Source organism: Coleofasciculus sp. FACHB-1120, assembly GCF_014698845.1.
GTDB lineage: Bacteria > Cyanobacteriota > Cyanobacteriia > Cyanobacteriales > FACHB-T130 > FACHB-T130.
In genome coordinates, this window is record NZ_JACJTV010000002.1 from 94,488 (window position 1) to 114,553 (window position 20,066).

15 protein-coding genes and 1 pseudogene are annotated in these 20,066 nt (G+C 48.7%); 7 read left to right on the top strand and 9 right to left on the bottom strand.

All coding sequences use genetic code 11. From position 1 onward, the window contains the following. Positions 1–4: 4 nt before the first annotated feature. The 4 genes from H6H02_RS02655 to ftsE all read left to right on the top strand — a co-directional run bounded on the left by H6H02_RS02655 (position 5) and on the right by ftsE (position 3,347). Complete coding sequence (locus H6H02_RS02655) at positions 5–265, top strand: hypothetical protein (RefSeq protein ID WP_190814420.1); 261 nt, start codon at positions 5–7, stop codon at positions 263–265. Between the two features lie 382 nt (positions 266–647). Then, positions 648–1,016, top strand: coding sequence for a VanZ family protein (locus H6H02_RS02660; RefSeq protein WP_190814422.1), 369 nt, complete (start codon positions 648–650; stop codon positions 1,014–1,016). Positions 1,017–1,777: 761 nt separating this feature from the next. Beyond that, positions 1,778–2,518, top strand: a complete 741-nt coding sequence (locus H6H02_RS02665) for a WecB/TagA/CpsF family glycosyltransferase (RefSeq protein WP_190814824.1) — start codon at positions 1,778–1,780, stop codon at positions 2,516–2,518. A gap of 82 nt (positions 2,519–2,600) precedes the next feature. Further along, positions 2,601–3,347: a cell division ATP-binding protein FtsE gene (gene ftsE / locus H6H02_RS02670; protein ID WP_199328946.1), complete on the top strand. Its 747-nt coding sequence runs from the start codon at positions 2,601–2,603 to the stop codon at positions 3,345–3,347. Positions 3,348–3,378: 31 nt separating this feature from the next. On the opposite strand, the gene H6H02_RS02675 is transcribed toward ftsE, so the two are convergent. The 3 genes from H6H02_RS02675 to H6H02_RS02685 form a co-directional block, all read right to left on the bottom strand. Further along, positions 3,379–6,132 (bottom strand): chloride channel protein, encoded by a 2,754-nt coding sequence (locus tag H6H02_RS02675; protein WP_190814424.1) that lies wholly within the window; start codon positions 6,130–6,132, stop codon positions 3,379–3,381. A gap of 89 nt (positions 6,133–6,221) precedes the next feature. Next, positions 6,222–7,538, bottom strand: coding sequence for a TldD/PmbA family protein (locus tag H6H02_RS02680; protein WP_190814426.1), 1,317 nt, complete (start codon positions 7,536–7,538; stop codon positions 6,222–6,224). 201 nt (positions 7,539–7,739) lie between these two features. Continuing rightward, a complete protein-coding gene (locus H6H02_RS02685; protein ID WP_190814428.1) occupies positions 7,740–8,618 on the bottom strand; it encodes a Tab2/Atab2 family RNA-binding protein in 879 nt (292 codons plus the stop codon). 59 nt (positions 8,619–8,677) lie between these two features. Between H6H02_RS02685 and rtcA the strand changes: the two genes are divergently transcribed. Together rtcA and H6H02_RS02695 are read left to right on the top strand one after the other, a co-directional pair. Next, positions 8,678–9,754 carry an RNA 3'-terminal phosphate cyclase gene (gene rtcA, locus H6H02_RS02690; protein ID WP_190814430.1) on the top strand — a complete coding sequence of 359 codons (1,077 nt, stop codon included), beginning with the start codon at positions 8,678–8,680 and terminating at the stop codon, positions 9,752–9,754. Between the two features lie 126 nt (positions 9,755–9,880). Beyond that, entirely contained in the window at positions 9,881–10,552 is a 672-nt protein-coding gene (locus H6H02_RS02695; RefSeq protein WP_190814432.1) for a GNAT family N-acetyltransferase, read from the top strand. Positions 10,553–10,612: 60 nt separating this feature from the next. Here H6H02_RS02695 and H6H02_RS02700 read toward each other — a convergent pair whose 3' ends face one another. The 6 genes and pseudogenes from H6H02_RS02700 to H6H02_RS02725 all read right to left on the bottom strand — a co-directional run bounded on the left by H6H02_RS02700 (position 10,613) and on the right by H6H02_RS02725 (position 17,325). Next, positions 10,613–12,844, bottom strand: coding sequence for a glycoside hydrolase (locus H6H02_RS02700; protein WP_190814434.1), 2,232 nt, complete (start codon positions 12,842–12,844; stop codon positions 10,613–10,615). Positions 12,845–12,993: 149 nt separating this feature from the next. Continuing rightward, positions 12,994–13,236: a NifU family protein gene (locus H6H02_RS02705; protein ID WP_190814437.1), complete on the bottom strand. Its 243-nt coding sequence runs from the start codon at positions 13,234–13,236 to the stop codon at positions 12,994–12,996. 130 nt (positions 13,237–13,366) lie between these two features. Continuing rightward, positions 13,367–14,017, bottom strand: a complete 651-nt coding sequence (locus tag H6H02_RS02710; protein ID WP_190814439.1) for a DUF3386 domain-containing protein — start codon at positions 14,015–14,017, stop codon at positions 13,367–13,369. A gap of 122 nt (positions 14,018–14,139) precedes the next feature. After that, complete coding sequence (locus H6H02_RS02715) at positions 14,140–15,474, bottom strand: ATP-binding protein (RefSeq protein ID WP_190814441.1); 1,335 nt, start codon at positions 15,472–15,474, stop codon at positions 14,140–14,142. A gap of 157 nt (positions 15,475–15,631) precedes the next feature. Then, a pseudogene (locus H6H02_RS02720) lies at positions 15,632–16,906 on the bottom strand (ATP-binding protein); the annotation flags it as partial. A 188-nt stretch (positions 16,907–17,094) separates the two neighbouring features. Beyond that, positions 17,095–17,325, bottom strand: coding sequence for a type II toxin-antitoxin system CcdA family antitoxin (locus H6H02_RS02725; protein WP_190814828.1), 231 nt, complete (start codon positions 17,323–17,325; stop codon positions 17,095–17,097). A gap of 790 nt (positions 17,326–18,115) precedes the next feature. Here H6H02_RS02725 and lepA point away from each other — a divergent pair. Further along, positions 18,116–19,927 carry a translation elongation factor 4 gene (gene lepA, locus H6H02_RS02730; protein WP_190814443.1) on the top strand — a complete coding sequence of 604 codons (1,812 nt, stop codon included), beginning with the start codon at positions 18,116–18,118 and terminating at the stop codon, positions 19,925–19,927. Positions 19,928–20,066: the final 139 nt, after the last annotated feature.

Sequence of the window (20,066 nt, forward strand, 5' to 3'; positions counted from 1 at the left end):
CTTTATGGGTCGCTTAAATCCTTACACGCTACACATGCAGATTACCCGGATGTTCCAAGACGGGCAATCTATCTTCGCCTCAGTGAAGGTGCAGGATTGGCTGCGAGAGCGCAATCACGATCCAGCCGAATATGATATTCTCTTCCATCAGCAACCCGCACCGCCGGGAGCCAAAGAAGCGATCGCTATTCAGATTGAGTTGCGCCGCAAAGATGGACAGCCGGTCGATCCGTGGCTCCAACAAGAAGTCAATCGCCACGCTTAACACTGTTCAACGCATTTAACTTGTTTAACTTAGCAGCCAAAATTGAGGAGTTGTAAAGACGCGATTAACCGCGTCTTTACAACTCCTCTAAAAAACTGTTTTAACGGGCATCTTTGAAGAAGATGCTCCTTTGATTTCATAAAGAAATTGCAGTATAGCAATTTAAGGGTTGGGTAATATACATCTGTAGGGACATGGCAATCAAAAAGCTCCTACCAAACATTAAAACCACAATAGATTGCACACACCTGAGAAAAGCTCTAGTTGCATAATTTTTTATTAAATTTAACCATTTGGATTTATTGGAAATATTTTAATTCTAAGCAAACAGATTTTCTCAACTTACGCTGAGGGATGACACGCGCCTCAGGGAGCAATAGGCATGAAATCAAATCGGCGCTGGGTTCTGGCTTTTATTCTTTACTTCCTGATTTTACTGACAATTATTGTTTTGGCTTATTGGGGAATTGTCCCTGTCAAAATTTCCGCCATTCCTTTTTATGACACAATTGGACATTTCATTTTATTAGGGTTTGCCAGTTACTTAGGTCACAAAGCTTTAGGGAACTGGATGATTCATATTTGGTCTCGTTCCATAAGCCTACCACTAGCACCGATTCTGATTAGTGTCTTTGCCTTATTTGATGAGAGTCTGCAAGCCCTCTCGCCGCTTCGTTCTTCCACCTTGTCCGACCTCGCTGCCAATCTAATTGGAATCTGGCTCTTTTACTGGCTAGCATCGTTGAAGTAAAGACTGGGAATCGTTTTTCGGGGTTGGTTACATTCTGAGCCTTTGGATGTGCTAGAGATTGATGGCGTCGCCGATGCTGCAATGATTTAGCGACTTTCTCAATCCTTGATGCGCGACAACTGGGCAGGAGCTATTGACATAAGAATGGGAGAACAGAGATTACTTCCCTTTTCCCCACTCTCTACCTCAAGAAGTATTCACCTAAATTAATGCGGTTTATGTGTATCTACAGACTTAATCCCAAGGATTAATGACAGACAACTTCTGTAGATTTATCCTTGATTTAGATAGCTTTAGACGATACAAGTCTAGTTCTACAAAGTCAAAAATTTTACAAAACAATCATTAAAAAGCTTACTATTCTCTTTTGGGGCTTTCAAGTGACTTAGTGTAGAAAGAAAGTAGGTCTAAAGAAAAGTCATTGAAAAAAAGACAGTTAACAAATTCTAAAAATTAAGGTTCAGGCGGAGGTTTAATATGTCTTATCGTTATAACCAAAATAAAGCTCCCTTTGTGAGAATTGTCTACTCAAAAGTTAACGTAAACGGAAAAACTGAACTGGTGCCGCTGGAGCTGTATGCAGATGGCTCTCTTAAAAGAGCAATTTAAAAAAAAATACGCTCTGCAAGCATAAAAAAATTTCTGTTTCCTGATTCTGTACCAAAGTTCGGGAATACTCTACAATACAGCGGATAAGTTAGCGTTCATCGTCTTGAAACGACAGAGCTGCAATGGCTGGTGTAAAGCCTTACCAAAATTCGATGCTATTGGAGAAACCCGAACATTTCCCCGTCCTGGGAGTGCCCGTTCATCTGTTAGATGACTATTCTAAGTGGCTCATCTCGCGTCTACATGAGAAAGTAGGCGGTCATGTCGTCACGCTAAATGCCGAAATGGCGATTCAGGCAGAAGACAACCCCAAGCTGGCTGGGATCATCCAGCAGGCTGAACTGGTAATTCCGGATGGAGCTGGGGTTGTCCTTTATTTGCGGCTAAAGGGTAGACGCTTGAGACGCTGTCCGGGAATTGAGTTGGCAGAGTCACTCTTACAGGAAGCTGGGCAAATGGGGAAGCTTTGCCCAATTTTTTTCTATGGTGGGGCACCAGGAGTCGCGCAAGCAGCAGCAGCGGCTTGGGAGGAACGATTGCCGGGAATTGCGATCGCTGGGAGTCAACACGGCTACCTCTTACCCGAAGCAGAACCAGAATTTAAGACAACGCTGCAAACCCTCCAACCCCGTCTGATATTTGTGGGTTTAGGCGTTCCCCGTCAGGAACTATGGATTGCCGAAAACCGGCACCTGTGTCCCGAATCGATTTGGATTGGTGTCGGCGGTAGCTTCGATATTTGGGCTGGAATTAAATCTAGGGCACCTGCTTGGTTGCGGGATAATCACCTGGAATGGCTTTATCGTCTGTATCAAGAACCGTGGCGCTGGCGAAGAATGATGGCTTTGCCACAATTTGCCTTGCGAGCTGTGGTAAAAAGTTATGAGTTTTGAATTGTTAATTGTTCATTGGAGTTGCCATGAACGATGAGCGATTAGCCATTAGCCATTAGCAATACGCACTGATAACTTTTATATGACCACAGCTTCTGCTCATCCCGGCATTGGCAAAAATCACCGGAGTGACGCACGGGACGCCAATTACTCAGCCTCCTCGCCGGTCATGGTGAAATTGCGGGAAGTGACAAAAATTTATTCCAATGGCAGCCGTGGGTTATTGGATGTGAATTTGGAAGTCAAGCGAGGGGACTTCTTGTTTGTCACCGGGCCTTCTGGTTCTGGTAAATCAACACTCTTAAAGCTGTTGTATGGGGAAGAACGCCCCACGGATGGCGAGGTAATGGTCGATAACTGCAACGTCGCGCAGTTGCGGGGTCATCGCCTGTCTCTGCTGCGGCGGCGCATCGGCGTCGTTTTTCAAGACTACAAACTCATCCCCCGCCGGACAGTCACGGAAAATATTGCTTTTGTGCTGTGGGCGCAAGGCTTCACACGCAAGGAAATTGAGCGCCGCCTCCCTCCAACTCTGAAATTAGTCGGGTTGCAGCATAAAGCGGACTGTTTTCCTGAAGAACTCTCTGGTGGAGAGCAACAGCGCGTCAGTCTTGCCCGTGCCATTGTCGGAACGCCACCGCTGCTACTGGCAGATGAACCTACCGGAAACCTCGATGCGGATAATTCGGCATCGGTGCTGAGAATTCTCCAGAAACTCAACGCTTTCGGTGCCACAGTGATGGTGACAACGCACGACGAACGCTTATTGCGGATGGCGAATAGACCTGTGGTGCAAATCTGTGAGGGGCAATTAAAAATCAGAAATTAACCAGAAATGAATCATTCTTCTGTTTAATTTTTTACTGGGCGCTTCTGACCAAAATCACGGTGCTTTTCACGCCACGCGCGATCGCTTCGGGAATATTTCCTTTGATCACCTGCTGCAATAGCCCTTCCCGACTAGCACCCAATATCACGACATCGCAGGCGTCAGTTTGCGCGAGATCGATTACGGCATCCGAGACAGAACTGGAACGAAGAGGAATTGCCTTCACACTTGCGCTCAGTTGACGGCTGAGAAACAAGGCTGATTTTTCTAACACGGCGGTGTCCGGCAAGAGGGTGGAAGGATGGAAAACTTGGGCTAGCTCAATGGCGGGTGCCTCACTCAGACACATCAAAGCGGGTAGGAGTTGCAAAGCTTGCTGAGCATTGGGACCACCTGCAATTGGAACCAGCCAGCGATTGAAGCAGAGAGACACAACGGGTGAGTGGGTGCCGATGCGATGCCGGGGTGCCAGGGTGCCAGGGTGCCGGGGAAAATTAGCAGCGATATTCTCCCTGACGCCTCTGCTTCTCGGCTCCTCTGCGCCTAGATCGCTTTCGCCCATTTTCACCAACACGACTTCGCAGGGAGCCTGCCGAATGATCGTGTCCACCACATCGCCAAAAACTCGACCGGGCGTGATGCTGGTGCCTTTCCAACCCATCAGCAGCAAATTTATATGACGCTCCTTAATGGTTTCCAGAATCGCTGGCGCAACATCATGAGACACGCGGATCTGGGTGTGGACGGGAATTTGCCAATCTTGACCCAGTTTTTCGGCATGACGGAGCAACCGACGACTTTTGGTGGTGCTGACAGGCGTTTGAGCCGGGGAGCTGCTGCGAGGAACCGAGATTACCTGAAGACATTCGATTTCGTAGTTGCGATCGCGGGCAATTGCCGCTGCCATCTGCAATAATGCGGGTGCAGTTTGCGGGTTGGCGATGGTTACGAGCATTCGTCCGCTTCCTACTGCCGGGGAACGAGTTTGATAAACACAGTAGGAAGGCTCCGGACGCGGGCCAATATTCACTGATTCACCGTTCAGCTTATCTGCTTGCGCCCGAATAATATCAGCACGGGTAATAATCCCAATCAGCTTGCGCCCTTCCGTGACTGGCAACCGACTCAATTGATAGCGATTGAGTAAATAGAGAACATCACCCAAGGAATCGGTGGGATTTACCGTCATGGGTTTCGGCGTCATGATTTTGCTCAAAGGGGCATTTCCTGGCAATCCCCTTTGGACAATTCCGGCAAGGTCAGTTTGGGTGACAATTCCAACCAGTTTCTCCTTATACACAACCGGAAACCCGCGATGATGGGAGCGAGAGAAGGCTTGCACGGTTTCATCGAGGGTCATATTGTTTGTTAAGGTTTCCACCCGACGCTGCATGACGTCGGCTGCCCTTAGGGTCGATAAGAGTCCATCGGTGGTTGGCTTCTTTGCGAGTTCAATCCCATTCCACTTCAACAAGCGATCGTAGAGCGATCCTCTGACTATTTTTTCCGATACTAAGTAAGCAACCACTGACCCAATCATCAGCGGCAGAACCAGATTGAAGTCCATTGTCATTTCAAAAACGATGACAATGGCAGTGATGGGCGCTTTAGAGACGGCGCTGAAAAATGCCCCCATACCCGCGAGGGCGTAGGTGGTCGGCGAACCCACCGCCAGGGTTGTCTGCTGGACGAACCCGACCAAATAGCCAAGCCCAGACCCCAGGATCAGAGAAGGCGCGAATAACCCGCCAGGGGCACCAGAACCGCAGGCAACGAGCGTAAGTATATACTGAGCCACAAAAGCGATCGCTGCCATTTTCCAGCTCACTCCACCTGCCAGCAGGGACTCTCGCAGCCCGGTGTTGTCTCGGAATGTGGACGGGAGAAGGGCGGTCACGATTCCGGAAATGAATCCAGCCAGACCGATTCGCAGGGGTAAAGAAAGTTTGAGGCGGCGATAGAAGGCGAGGGAAGTGAAAATTCCTTTCCCAAACATTGCTCCCAGCACCCCAGCCAAGGCTCCTAACAACAGGTAAAAAGGAATCTCTTGGGCAAAAAAGCTGGTTTGAGATTGGGAAATGTTGAGATTAAGGTCGAGGCTACGACCCCCCAACAGCCGCGACACAACCGCACCGATAAAGGATGCGAGAATCGCTGTGCCTAAGGTAAGGTCGGATAAATCTTGAAGGAGTTCTTCGACAATAAACAAGACACCGGCAATCGGCGCATTGAAACCGGCGGCTAACCCAGCACCCGCACCGGCGGCCATCATCTGGCGGCGATGGTCGGGTGAGGTAGGAACCCAGTGACAGAGTTGAGCGGCAACCGCTGCACCGATATGCACGGTTGGCCCTTGACGCCCCAAGGTGAGTCCGGAACCCAGTGCAATAATGCTGCTGGCTAACTTTACGAGGGCAACTCGTAAATTCAAGGGGATGGGAAACTGAGCAAGGGCAGCTTTGACAAAGGGAATGCCGCTTCCTGCTGCTTCCGGTGCCAGTCGTTCTACGAGGAAGCCGGAGAGGAGTCCAAAGGATAAACCGATGGCGGGTAAGACGAACCATGCGGGGAGAAGGTGAGAGGCATGAACTCGCCATGCTCCCAAAGTCCCGACGCCGAATTTGAACAGAACGGCGGCGAGTCCTGATACTAACCCAATCAGACAAGCTTCCGCGATCGCTAAACGCCGTCTGGGTTGTAAGAAAGCTTTAAGTTTGGATTTGGGAAATTTGAGTTTTGAGTAAAACGACAAAACTTGAGAACTTAACACTCTCAAATAATTCATAAGTTATTCAACATTTTGCCCTCGACTCAATTCATCGCAAATATTCATTGCAAAGGGCTAACGGGCAATTAACCAGGCTTCGATTCCCATTAACTCAGCATTCTGCCGTTGACGGATAGCCCTTCTACAATCAGAGACGGCGTATAGACTGAACCATTCCACTCGGCGTCGCCCCCCAATGCCACTAGCTGCTTGAGGGCTGCGTATACGTTACCTGCCACCATCGTATCTTTTACCCTGCCGACTACCTGACCGTTCTTGATCCGATAGCCCAGGTCAACGTTAATCGAGAAGTCGCCAGAAATCCCAGAACCGCCTCCCAACATCTGGTCTACCACCAGTCCATCACCCATCTGCTGCATTAAATTCAGCAGATCCCCGGTTCCCGGATGAATCAGCAAATTAAATAGCCCCGGGGTCGGGTAACTGCCTAAACCGGGGCGAAATCCGTTGCCGGTGGTACCGCTACCCAGCTGGCGTCCAGTGGTGCGGTCGGTATAAAACAGCTGCAAAATGCCGTCTTTGATAAATACCAGATTCCGCGTGGTCGTGCCTTCATCATCAAAAGGACAGCTAAACGGCCCGGAATCTGGGTTTTGGGTAATCGTGAGGGCTTTTGAAGTCACGGGTTCGCCCAAGCGATCGCTCCACGGAGAAGCTCCCTCAAGCGTTCGTTTGCCATTCAGTGCGGCTGAGAGAGTTCCCCAAAGCATATCCGCTGCTTTGGCGGTAAATAGCACAGGCACGCGACCGATGGGGGGTGAAATGTTTTCTTTCGCCCAAGCTAACCGCTGCAAAATTTGGTTTGCCAAGGCGACGGTATCCAGGCTATCCCGCTGGGTTTGTCCATCGCCAACGCTCAAGAAATCATCCCCCCGCACCCATTCGGCTGCCAGATAACAGCTGAGGGTCGTATCGGTATAGCGACAATCTAGTCCTTTGGAGTTGACAAGGCGCGTTGTTTCCGCTTCGCATTCCCATTGAGCGGTGCAGAGGACTTCTGGGTAGGCATCTCGGACGAGCGCGATCGCTTCTTTGCCCATTAATATCAGATTCTCGACAGGCATAAACTCGCCCAAATCGGGATACTGAGATGCCCGCCCCTCAGTCAATTCCACGGTTTCCACACCGTTGAGTGCCGACAAAGCGATCGCTCGATCTACCAGTGCTTGCGGTTCCACAGGGCCATAAGCAACGGCTAAACCCGGACGTCCTTCTCGCCACAGCCGCAACGCCGTCCCTTCTGATTGGGCACTTTCCAGTTGTTTGAGCCGGTTGGCTTCAAAAAAAACCGGGCGAGAAAGCGATCGCGCTTGATAAACCTCCGCGGCTTCAGCTCCAGAACGAGTGGCTAACTCCAATAGCTGCTCTGCTAGCGTCTCTTGTGGTAAATCGTTAAAACCCATATTCTAACCGTGGAATTTATTGATGGAACCGCCAAGACGCCCTCAAAAGTCAAAATAAAAAGTGCAAACTTCTGTCGATTCAGTCTCAACAGCGGTGCTTTTACTCCGACTTCTATGCTTATCTGAAAGCCTTTTTTGATGTCTTTGTATTCTATTCTCCCAGTCTGGTTGCGAAACCGAAAGATTTCCTGGGGAATCAATTTAACCCAGAGGCAATTCTTGCATTAGCCAAAAACCCGCAAAGGATTCTGCTTGCGGATCGGACTGAATCGCTAAAAAATGTAACATCCCAGCTTTTCGCTTGGCGTCCTCAAAGTTTTCGGCTTCCGTCAAAGTTTTTGCATCTTTGATACTTGCCAAAATCCAGCTATTACTCTCACCCGTCTCTAACAGCAATCTAGGCGGTGTGTTCCGATTAAATTTCAGGAACGCCGGTTCAATTCCCGACATCCAGCCAGCCATTGGCACTGCTCTGGGAGAGAAAATCACCACCCCTGGAATCGGCGTCTCCGGTGGCAAAGGCGCGAAATCTCCTAATCCAATGAGTGGGAAAGCTTCTCGAAAGCCAATGTCCCACTCGTGCATTTCCTCAAAGGCTGCCGCTGACAAGGTTACAAATGCCCACTTTTGCCCAATCAGCGCATCCGGTAAAGGTTGGGGCGGCTGGGGTTGGTATTGGACAGAGGGATTCGGGCCAACCGCTTGGTAGCCCGGTTGCTGGGGATAAACTTCTTGGAACCGCTCTTGCAGCCACCGATACAGTGTAAAAGTTCGGCGGCTCAGCTGAGCGGAAATGCCCAACTCATCGCAGGCTTTCACAATCATTTTGGTCATCGGGCGGCGGAAGAAGCGGATTTTTTGTGGAGGTTCAGGTGCCCTAGCGATCGCTTCTTCCAACGTCGTTCGCAGCCAGATCGAATTTACCGTGGTATTCGGGCAAAACTCGGCGTAACGAAACAGGGACTCAGGTTTGGTGCGGATATCCAATGGACTCTCGCACACCAATAACTCCCAAACCTTTTTCTGTTGTTCGTCCAAAATTGGACGCGAATAAAAATCTAATTCCCAAACTGTTCCCATGCCGCGCCGTTAAAATCTGGTCACTTCCTTCATAATACTTTTGAAGCATCCTTTTACTCATGATTTACATCGACGGTTCCTACGGAGAAGGCGGCGGACAGGTTTTACGGACTTCTCTCAGCCTGGCGGCGATCGCCGGTCATCCGATCCAGATTGGGCGGGTTCGGGCGGGACGCAAAAAGCCTGGACTCGCTGCCCAACACTTAACGGCTGTGCGTGCCGCTGCTGCCATCTGCGGAGCAAAAGTGCAGGGGGATACCTTAGGTTCAACGGCTTTAGAGTTTATTCCGGGTGATTCAATCCAACCTGGAAAATACACGTTTGATGTCACCGAAGCACAGGAAGGCGGTTCGGCGGGTGCTATCACTTTGGTTTTGCAGACAATTTTGCTGCCCTTAGCGATCGCGCAAGGAGAATCGCAGGTGACATTACGCGGCGGCACCCATGTCGCCTATAGCCCCGCTTATACCTACATTGAGCAAGTTTATCTGCCTCTATTACGTCAGATGGGAGTGGAGGCTGAGGTGAGAATACGCAGTTGGGGGTGGTATCCCCAAGGCGGGGGAGAAGTGGAACTTCGCGTTAGCGGTAGGGGTGTTAGCGGTAGGGATAGGGAAACCCAACCCTTCCGGGGGATTAGCCTTCTGGAACCCGGAGAATTTCAGCAGGTGCGGGGGATTGCTGTGGTGACACAACTTCCTTCCCACATTCCCCAACGGATGGCTAGTCGCGCCGAAAATGTGTTGCATGAGGCGGCTCTCAAAGCCACTGTCCAACCCTTGCGGGAAAGGGGCGTGGCACCGGGGGCGGGGATTTTCCTTACCGCTGAGTACGAGAACAGCAAGGCTTTTTTTGGTGCTTTGGGACGTCTGGGACTGCCCGCTGATAAAGTTGCCGATCTGGCTTGTCAGGAGTTGCTGGATTTTCATAACACTGGCGCACCTGTCGATGTACACATGGGGGATCAGTTGCTATTACCAGCAGCTTTAGCTGACTCGACAAGTCAGTACCGAGTGGCGGAGATTAGCACCCACCTAACGACCAATGCGTGTGTGATTGAGCAGTTTGGGTTGGCATCGATAACGATTGATGAAGTCGATCGTCGGGTGACGGTAACACCCAACCCTGACAGATAAGTAGGGATATTTAGGCGATCGCTTCTAAATTTCCAGTTAATTTAAACACGACAAACGCTCCCATGCTGCTAATATTGCCCTCATCGCCGCAGACTTTGATGTTCACTGCTGCAACAAAATTGACCAATGGCTGACCTACCTCCTTCATTGCCACCAGGGTGTGTTCTCCGACCAGCCCGTGCGGAAGAAAAATGGTTAATTCAGCAATTATTATTAGAATTTACAAAATCTGAAGCTTTAAAATTTGACCTGAGAGTTTTAGCTTTTAACTTGGTAGTTTTGATTGTATTGACTTTTTTTATGCTAACAATTGGGCAAATTATCAAAACCCTTGTTTCTAATCTCTTGGTCGGAACTTTTTTATTTATTCTCCTGGCGGGTATTTTTATGATTACCCTTTCTTTTGCCGCTTCCTTTATTCTGTTTTTATTCTCAATTTTTACCTACGCTTTCATCAATTGGTCGCGGTTCTGGGTGATTGAATGTAATGGAAGCCTAGTAGCTTGCGGTGAAATAAACGGCTACGGTACGCACTCCATGCTCTATTACTTATTTGTGAAACCTGTCTGGCGCAGTCAGCAGCTAGGTTCCTATCTAGTGAAGCGTCTTGTTCAAGAAGCGACCCACCCCCTCTATTTAGTCTGTAAGCCTAAATTAGTACGATTTTATTCTCAACTAGGCTTTACGATTGTTCCTTGGCGAGAAATCTCACAGCCCCTGAAGTCAAGTTTTCAAATTTTCCAACTGGATACCCTAATGAGTGGAAATGTTTGGACAGTGATGCGGTATCAAAGTTAGAAAAATCAGGGATCTTACAAAAATCCCCGACAAGCGCCGGGGATTTTTGGGATTTAATTCTTAAGGAACATCAATCGGAATCAAGGCGTTTTCAGGCACATAGCTACTAAAGCGTTCGCCATCTGCCAAAACCGCTACCATTCGCAACGGAAAATCTGGGCCGATTTGCAAATCTGCCCAAGGAACTGCCACTTCCAAACACTTATTTAAACCCACTTGAGCGCGGCTGAACCGAGGATGCCACTTGAGATTTTCCCCAGCCTCCTCAAACTCAATCGTTTGAGTCAGTAAGTTAATCCCTAAATGGTGGTGGAACAGATAGTTCAATGGCGCTTCGTCGGGTAAATTCTCTAGCGGAATGGGGCTATTGTGCATCGTTTGGTTGGGATAGAACCACAGCAAATGCAACTCTGGCGGACAGCCCTTACCCGGTTGAATGCCGGTCTGGAAGTCCAGTCTTAGATAGAAGTTAAGGTGATCCACCCCGTACCAAAGACGCTGAACGGCACTGCTCTTATGCATCGTACCCCGCGATCCCCCGACATCGATCCGACCGGCGCGATCCCAATCCTGTTCGTCACCCAGTCCATCAATGGTGGGATGAATAAAGCCTTCGGGTCGGTGATCTCCCCGCGCTTCGTGAGCTTCTACGGGTTGGCGCAAGTTCGGCGGGATTGGCTCATTTAACGCCTGGTAAATCGCACACAGGTGTTCCCGGAATAACTGGTCGAACATGGCATCTTGGTTTGAGGAATGACCTTCGCCAAACCACCAGAACCAATCGGAACCTTCCGCGGCGTACAAAGCTTCCCAAACTTCTGGATTGTTTTCCTCAGTTGCTTCTGGATGGCTAGCCAAGACTTTCCGCGCATCCTCTAAGAGATCCCAAGCGCGATTTTTGGCGGGATCGCCAATCCAAGTCGTGAAGCTGCCATCGACCCAAGAGCCGCTGTGCAGCTGCTCGGCGGGGATAGTTGCCTGGGGAGGGAACTGGTCTATAAATTCCGAAACCGTGACCAGTTTCAGCTCTGTGTGGTCGCTCAGCGTCTGATAAAGAGCTTCTAAGAAGGGCTTACCATCCAGATGGTAGTGTTCCCAGCAATTTTCGCCGTCGAGGGCAATATTGACCAGCCACGGTTGTTCTAGGGCTGTACCGCCTCCTTGCTGGCGGTGTTTCAGGGTGCGAGCGATCGCTTCCAAATGCCCCACTAAGTCGGCGGCGGCGCGGCGCGGTTCCATCGCGCCATAAGTAAAGCCAATTAAATCTGACAATCGGTGATCCCGAAACACGATTGCTAAGTCGCCGGACTCGGTTTGCAGTCGATAAGGTTGATACAGTAATTCGGGTTCGTAGACATTCCCCGCGCCGTCCCGATGGAAAAATTGCTTAATTGACCAACCCAAAACGGCTTCATCTGAGCAGATCCACTTATATCCCTGCTTGGCAATATAAGGCAAAATCTCAGGACTAACCGATTGTTCTGAAGGCCACAAACCACGCGGTTCTTGCCCAAATCGATCTTTATACATATCCCAAGATTTTTGGAGATGCCTGGGAATATCTTCAGCCCACTGGAAGCGCTGCTTCGGCAAGGTCATATTGGGTACTGCCACCCGACCGGAGTTTGTATCGTTCAGTAAGGGCAAAATCGGGTGCGTGTAAGGCGTTGTCGTTACTTCCAGTTGCCCCGCTTCCTGCATCTGCCGGTGCTGCGGAATGATCCGGCTCAATATTTCTCGCTGTTTGGAGAAAATTCGCTGGCGATCGCTTAAAGTAAAGTTTCTTCCCTGCTTCAACCACCCCTCAATCTCTGGATCGTCCCAAAACAAAGGATCAATCCACGCCAGATTATGCCAAGCGAGCAAATCGCTATAATCTTGGGGATTCCAATTTGTCCAACACCATTCTTCACCTTTTTCTTGACGTTGCCCGTAAAGCTCTCCGTAGCGGGGATGAGGGTCAATTAAGGTATGGTGATTGGCATCAAAAAAATGGTCAATAATAAATCTTTTTTGTTCATCACTCAGTTGCTGTTCCGGCGTCAAAGCTGCGGCTAGATATGGGTCCATCGCCGTGCCAGCGACATAATCCTCTAACTGCAAAATCAAAGACGGCACGAGATTAACCGTTTGATGCAGCTTCGGATAACGAGCCAGCAGCAGCACTAAATCTAGGTAATCTTTCGTTCCATGCAGACGCACCCAAGGCAAGCGATACTGATTGACTGCGCGGCTTTTATACAGGGGCTGATGCTGATGCCAGATGAAAGAGATATAGAGAGGATGGGGCATAGGAAAAGTAAAAAGTAAAAACTAAAAAGGCAAAAGAAATATCGGTTCTATTTCTTTTGCCTTTGGCATTGAAAAGACTGGTTCAATTAAACTAAAAAGGCAAAAGAAATCAAAAAAATCTTTTGCCTTTTGCCTTTTACCTTTTGCCTTTAAAAGACTTGCTCAACTTCAGCAATTTCGGGGATAAATTCGCGCAGGCGGCGCTCAATTCCCATTCTTAGCGTCATTGCCGAACTTGGGCAAGATCCACAGGCTCCTTGGAGGCGTAGCTTCACAACTGGACCGTCGATGTCTACCAGCTCAACGTTACCACCATCGGACATTAAGTAAGGGCGCAGTTCATCCAAAACTTGTTCAACGTTTTCTGAAGTCAGTGCCAGTGTTTGTGACATGGTTAGTTTACCTTATCGAATCTTTCTTTCTATTGCAGCTATGTTGATCCTAGTTCACGCAGAGATAAAAACTCTTCGCGAGAATGGAGAACACCGGGAACCGCTGAGAGCGTATCGTAACGCCTCCAGCCTATACCGCTGCTGGTTCCAGTAACTTGACGTTCGCGTAGTTGAACTCGGTGGTCGTTTTCTGACCTTGCTCATTCGCGTGAATTACTTGCTTGGTCATCACGTAGTAATCGCCGACTTTCTCGAAGGTATCCTCAAATTGCATTTCTCTGAGCAATTCACCTGTCTGAGGATTCCGGAAGACAACATCGTAGCGACTAGCGGCGTAGCCTTCTCCGGTATCTAAACTTTCAGCGGTATCGATGACAAATGCCATTCGACCCATTACCCGACTCACCTGGCAAATTTCAGTGCCTCGGATTTTGTAGTTAGACCCCATCGCATCGCCTTTAACCAGAATTTCCGTAGCGCCGCGGGCGTCCGTTTCCCCCAGGTTAAATTCGTTCTTACCGTGAGCTTTGTCAAAAGACCCCCGCTTGCGGTGGGTAACAATATCCCTGAGCTGAGTATAGATGCTCTCTTGCACCGTTTCGTCTTCGATGCCGGTCACTTCAACAGTCATGTCGCTGTTGATGCGAATTTTGCCTTTGTAGACTTCATCACCTTGCTTGAGTTCTACATCAGCACTATATCCTGGGAAATTTGCATCCCAGGTGTAGCGGTTTTCGTAGGCAGCCCGAAACAAGTCACGAGCATTTGCTTGCTCAGTCATAGACTCTTACTTTAATCAACTTCTTTCCTAGTGTAAAAATCTTTGCAGATTATTAACACTCCCTGGCGACACAATTCGCTGAAAACCCGGATTGGGAGAGAAACCCTTAACGTTGATGCCACCTAGATTAAGAGTTCTATTGAATATGTCTGTGGCGTGGTAATCATCACTGGAGCTTGATACAGGGGTACAGTGAACATGACGGTTGAGCCGAGTCCTTCGCCATAACTGTGAAAATGAATATTACCGCCCATTGCTTCGATGAGCTTTTGAGAGATCGTGAGTCCCAGCCCCGTACCCGCATAGGGAGTTGTGTGAGAGCCATTCACTTTACCGAACAATTGAAACAGTCTGTCTCGTTTATCCTCAGGAACTCCAATCCCCGTGTCAGCCACGGTGACTACCACCATCCCAGGAAGTTCCTGATTATCAAACCTCACCGTTTTTTGAATGACTTGAGTATTAATCGTAATCTCGCCTTCACGAGTAAATTTAATCGCATTATCAACTAAATTTAAAAGGACTTGGAGTAGCCCTCGGTAGTTAGCATACAGAATAATTTCATCTAAAGTTTTTGGTTTCTCAATTTGTAAGTTTAAGTGCTTTTGGAGCGCCAAGGGAATTCTTAAGCGTTCTACTTCACTCAGGAGTTCGTTTAAATTAACTGCATCCAGGGTCAGATTTATGTTTCGCTCAGCTTCAAATTTGGCGATCGCTAAAATGTCATTAACGCTCTTCATGAGCCGGAGGGCTGAGCTGTGAGCGTCATTCATAAATTCTTGCTGCTCGGCTCGGTCTTCCGCGAGATCGTCCAAGATTAGCTTGAGGCTACAGATAATCCCATTCAGGGGAGTGCGAAGTTCGTGAGAGATAGTTGAGAGAAACTCGGTTTTCAGACAAGAAGCAGTTTCTGCAAGTTGGCGCGCCTGCTGCAATTGTTGATAAAGGTTGGCGCGAGCGATCGCTGTACCAACTTGCTCACTAAGCTCCCCCATTAGCTCGATTTCGGCGGCGCTCCATTGACGCGGACACCTCCGATCTTTACTCTCATCCTTAGATCCTAAGGCACTAGCGTACTGCTGGAGAATAATCAGACCATTAGGTTGCTCTTGATACAAACTGGCAACCGCCAAGATTGACTGTCGCTGAAATCCTTCATCGATGTTCTCTACCACAATCGGCTCTAGACTCGCTAGCGCCAGACTCAAGTAAGGACACTCGGCAATCTCAATTTCTCGATCCAGCCGCAAACTCGATGGCTCGTGAGAATATTCTGCCACTACCTGCACTTTGGAAGTAGAAATTTGATGGCAGATAAAGCACCGGCTTACGTCCAGTGTTTTTCCTAAACTCTCAACCGTTTGCTGGCAAATCGCTTTTAGATCGAGTGTGCGATGGATACTCCTAGCAATTTGGGTCAACAGTGTTTGGTGCTGCTCAGAAATTTGCTCAGTCATAGAATCTTCTTGACCTCGCAGGATAGGTTGGCGTGCTTACTTGCTCGAAATTTCATCACACACAAGGCTGACACTAGCAACAAGCAGACCTTTTGTGCTTTCAATTGGTAGCTCCAACTCAACCCAATTTCATCAATCCACGAAAGTAGCACTTACATTAACAATCCATTGAACCCATCTGTTGCGTTGAAATCATTACCGGCTCTTGATACAAAGGTACGGTGAACGTAACCGTTGAACCCAGTCCTTCGCCCATGCTGTAGAAGTTTACAACCCCACCCATTGCTTCTACCAGTCTTTGGGATATTGCCAATCCCAATCCGGTACCACCGTACTGTCGGGTGCGAGAGCCATCCACTTGGCTAAAAGATTGAAATAGTTTATCTTGCTTGTCGAGGGAGACACCAATCCCTGTATCAGCGACTTGGACTTTCACGACGCCTGGACATTCCTGCCCCCCAAACTTAAGTTTCTTTTTACTGACCTCGGCACTGACTGTGACGCCGCCTTCGTGAGTAAATTTGATCGCATTACCGATCAGGTTTAACATCACCTGGAGCAGCCGCTGGTAGTTGCCATACAGGATAATTTCATCGTAGGTGGATGGCATTTGAATGCATAAGCTCAGGTTCTTCTGGTGCGCCTGATTCCGGGTAAATTCCTCGACATCCCCGAATAGCTCTTCCAGCTTCACCTGTCCCAATTCCAGCTCCATTTTGCCTGCTTCAATTTTGGCGACATCGAGAATGTCGTTGATCAGGTTTAGGAGATGTAATGCTGAACGGTAAGCATCTTGGATAAAATCTAGTTGCTCTTCTGGCTCGTCTACTGTCCCATCTAGGATCAGCTTCAGGGAGCCAATCATGCCGTTTAGTGGTGTACGGAGTTCGTGGGAAGTATTTGCCAGAAACTCCGACTTGAGGCGAGAAGCTTCTTCTGCTTGTTCGCGGGCTTCTTCTAATTCTTTATACAGGGTGGCGTGTGCGATCGCGGTTCCCACCTGATCTGCCAGTTCTCTGACTAACTCAACTTCGGCATCGTTCCATCGTCGAGTGCGATCGCACTGTTGTAAAGCAATGACGCCATTTGGCTGGTTTTGATAGCAGGTGGAAACAACTAATACCGACTGTTGCCCAAACGCATTTACTCCAACCTGTTCTATCACAACTGGCTCGCCTTGCGTCTCCAGTGCTTGCCTTAGGTAGGGTTGCTCGGAAAGCTGTAACTGTTGCCCCAGCATCGACCGAAACGTCTCCTGGCAATACTCCGCCACCACCTGCACTTTGGGCTTAGAACTTTCGTAGTCGCAGATGATGCAGCGACTAACGTTGAGCGCTTCTCCCAGCCCTCTAACCGTTTGCTGCCAAATGGTATCCAGATCCAGCGTGCGACGGATATTCCTAGCAATCTGACTCAGCAGTTTTTGGTACTGATCTGGACTTGACACAGTTGACTCGAAAGTTGGCAGAGAGACATTAACAGGAGCCGCCATCAGAGTATACCTGTAAACTGCAAAAGGAGAAGAAGCTAATGATTACCAGCCGTTTTCTGTGATAAATGCAACCTCAAAAGATTTGCCCTGCGGCTAAAGCCGAAAACTAGAGCATTCTTTCTTTTTCATTAATCGTTCCATTCCCCTCTCGGAGGCACGGGCGGATTCCTCTCAAGGTTCCGAGTCAGTTCATCATCTCGATCTCGTTCGCCTCTAAGCCACTGCCGAATTGCCGTCTCAATGACCTTACTCGGATCGTTGGTCAGGTGCTTAATTTGTGTTAACAGTTCAGAATCAAGGTGGATAGAAATTTCCACCTTTTCGGCTGAACCCTGAGAATATCTGGCCCGATCGTTCATATCAGTACAGTGATGACATTTCCAAGCAAATTCAAAGCGGAAGAGGATGCGCCGTCCTTCCATGCTAACTGCTGATGCAAGCAACGCAGTGAGTAAAATGCGGCTCCTATCCTAAGGAGTAACAAAATTTTGCAATTCCGATCCCTAGTATGCATTCTGACATTCTCAGGGCGCTAACTGCTAGTTGCTATAGCGCTCTGTTTTCTTGTGAGGTGAGGGCGGCTAGTCCTGAAGCGTTGCCACTTTTCAGTAGAGAAGTCGTTCTCTCCTCAGAAAATTACCCTTTTTTTAAAAGGATTTTTATCAGGGCAGTTTTGCATGGCTTTAATTCCAATGTGCCCTAATCTACTTGAATACACAAGAGTTGTTTTTAAGTCTTTAGATTCACAATAGCTCTTGCTGTGTTCTCATCACCCTCCCGTGCCAAATTAAATGGTTATCGCTTCGCTTGACTGACTGTTTGACAGTTACTCAGTCCTCGGACCTCAACTCTCAGTCCTCAACTCTCAACTCTCAACTCTCAACTCTCAGTCCTCAGTCCTCAGTCCATTTCCTCAGCCCTCAGTCATGCATCTATTTTGATCGCTGTCTCTGATTTAGCTAAACAGCGCAGATTTTCTACTGTATAGTCATCGAAGGCGGTAAGTGTCCTACTCAAAGTTAAAGAATTGTCTCACGCTGACGGAAGGGACATATCTGCGGCTGTCCCAACTGCCTGGGCATCGGAAACATTACAATATTTGAAGTCCGCTGAACTTTTCAATTGCCGTTCGTGCCTTTTTGTTTGGCTATGACTGACGTACCTGTTTCTCGCATTCGTAATTTCTCCATCATTGCCCACATTGACCACGGAAAATCCACTCTGGCGGATCGCCTCTTGCAGTTTACGGGCACGGTGCAAGATCGGCAGATGAAGGAACAGTTCCTGGACAATATGGATTTAGAACGGGAGCGCGGCATCACGATTAAGCTGCAAGCAGCCCGAATGAACTATACCGCCAAGGATGGTCAGCAATACGTTCTAAATCTAATTGACACACCCGGACACGTAGATTTTTCCTATGAGGTGTCGCGTTCTCTCGCCGCTTGCGAAGGCGCACTTTTGGTAGTGGATGCCTCTCAAGGGGTGGAAGCGCAAACGCTTGCCAACGTTTATCTTGCCCTTGAAAATAATCTGGAAATTATCCCAGTTTTAAATAAAATCGATCTCCCCGGAGCTGAGCCAGATCGGGTTAAGGGAGAAATTGAAGAAATTATTGGACTGGATTGTAGCGGTGCAATTCTCGCTTCTGCAAAAGAAGGGCTTGGGATTGACGAGATCCTGGAGTCGATTGTTCACTTAATTCCGCCGCCAATAGATACGGTGTCGCAACCACTAAGAGCGTTAATTTTTGATAGTTACTATGACAGCTACCGGGGTGTAATTGTATACTTCCGGGTGATGGATGGTACGGTCAAAAAAGGCGATCGCATTCGTCTGATGGCGACCGGCAAAGAATATGAAATTGACGAGTTAGGTATCCTTGCGCCGACCCAGAAGCAGGTGAACGAACTGCACGCCGGTGAAGTGGGCTACCTGGGAGCGGCGATTAAAGCGGTGGAAGATGCTCGCGTGGGAGACACCATTACCCTAGCGAACGCCCCGGCTAAGGAGGCATTGCCCGGTTACACCGAAGCGAAACCGATGGTTTTTTGCGGCTTGTTCCCCACCGATGCTGACCAATACCCAGACTTGCGGGAAGCCCTAGAAAAACTGAAATTAAATGATGCGGCGTTGAACTACGAGCCGGAGACCTCCAGCGCGATGGGGTTTGGCTTCCGATGCGGCTTCTTGGGCTTACTCCATATGGAGATTGTTCAAGAGCGTCTAGAGCGGGAATACAATTTAGATTTGATTATCACTGCTCCTTCGGTGGTTTATCGGGTGATTACCAATAAGGGAGAGGAAGTTTACATTGATAATCCCAGCCACCTACCGCCGCCGAACGAGCGAGAAAAAATTGAGGAGCCTTATGTCAAAGTAGACATGATTACCCCAGAAGTCTACGTGGGGACTCTGATGGAGTTATGTCAAAACCGGCGTGGTGTCTTCAAAGATATGAAGTATTTAACGCAAGGGCGAACCACGCTGACTTACGAGTTACCTCTGGCGGAAGTGGTGACGGACTTTTTTGACCAAATGAAGTCCAGAACTCGCGGCTATGCCAGTATGGAATATCATTTGATTGGCTATCAGGAAAATCCCCTGGTGAAGCTAGATATCATGATCAACAATGACCCTGTTGACGCCTTGGCAATGATTGTGCATCGGGATAAGGCTTACAACGTAGGAAGGGGGTTGACAGAAAAGTTGAAGGAGCTGATTCCCAGGCATCAGTTCAAGATTCCGATTCAAGCCGCAATTGGTAGTAAGATCGTCGCCAGCGAACATATCCCCGCCTTGAGAAAAGATGTGCTTGCTAAGTGCTATGGCGGTGATATTTCTCGAAAGAAAAAGTTGTTGCAGAAGCAGGCTAAAGGTAAGAAGCGCATGAAGTCGATTGGGACAGTTGATGTACCGCAATCAGCTTTTATGGCGGTGTTGCGCCTGGATCAAGAGTAGCGCTTGAATTGAGACTACTAAATGGAGACTTACGCTGGATTCTCAAGCTTTGCTTAGGAATCCAGCGTATTTTCGTAGCTTGGCGTCTCACACGGGACACTTTCCCGGCGGAGAGGAAAAAAAGAACGAACTTGAGGCG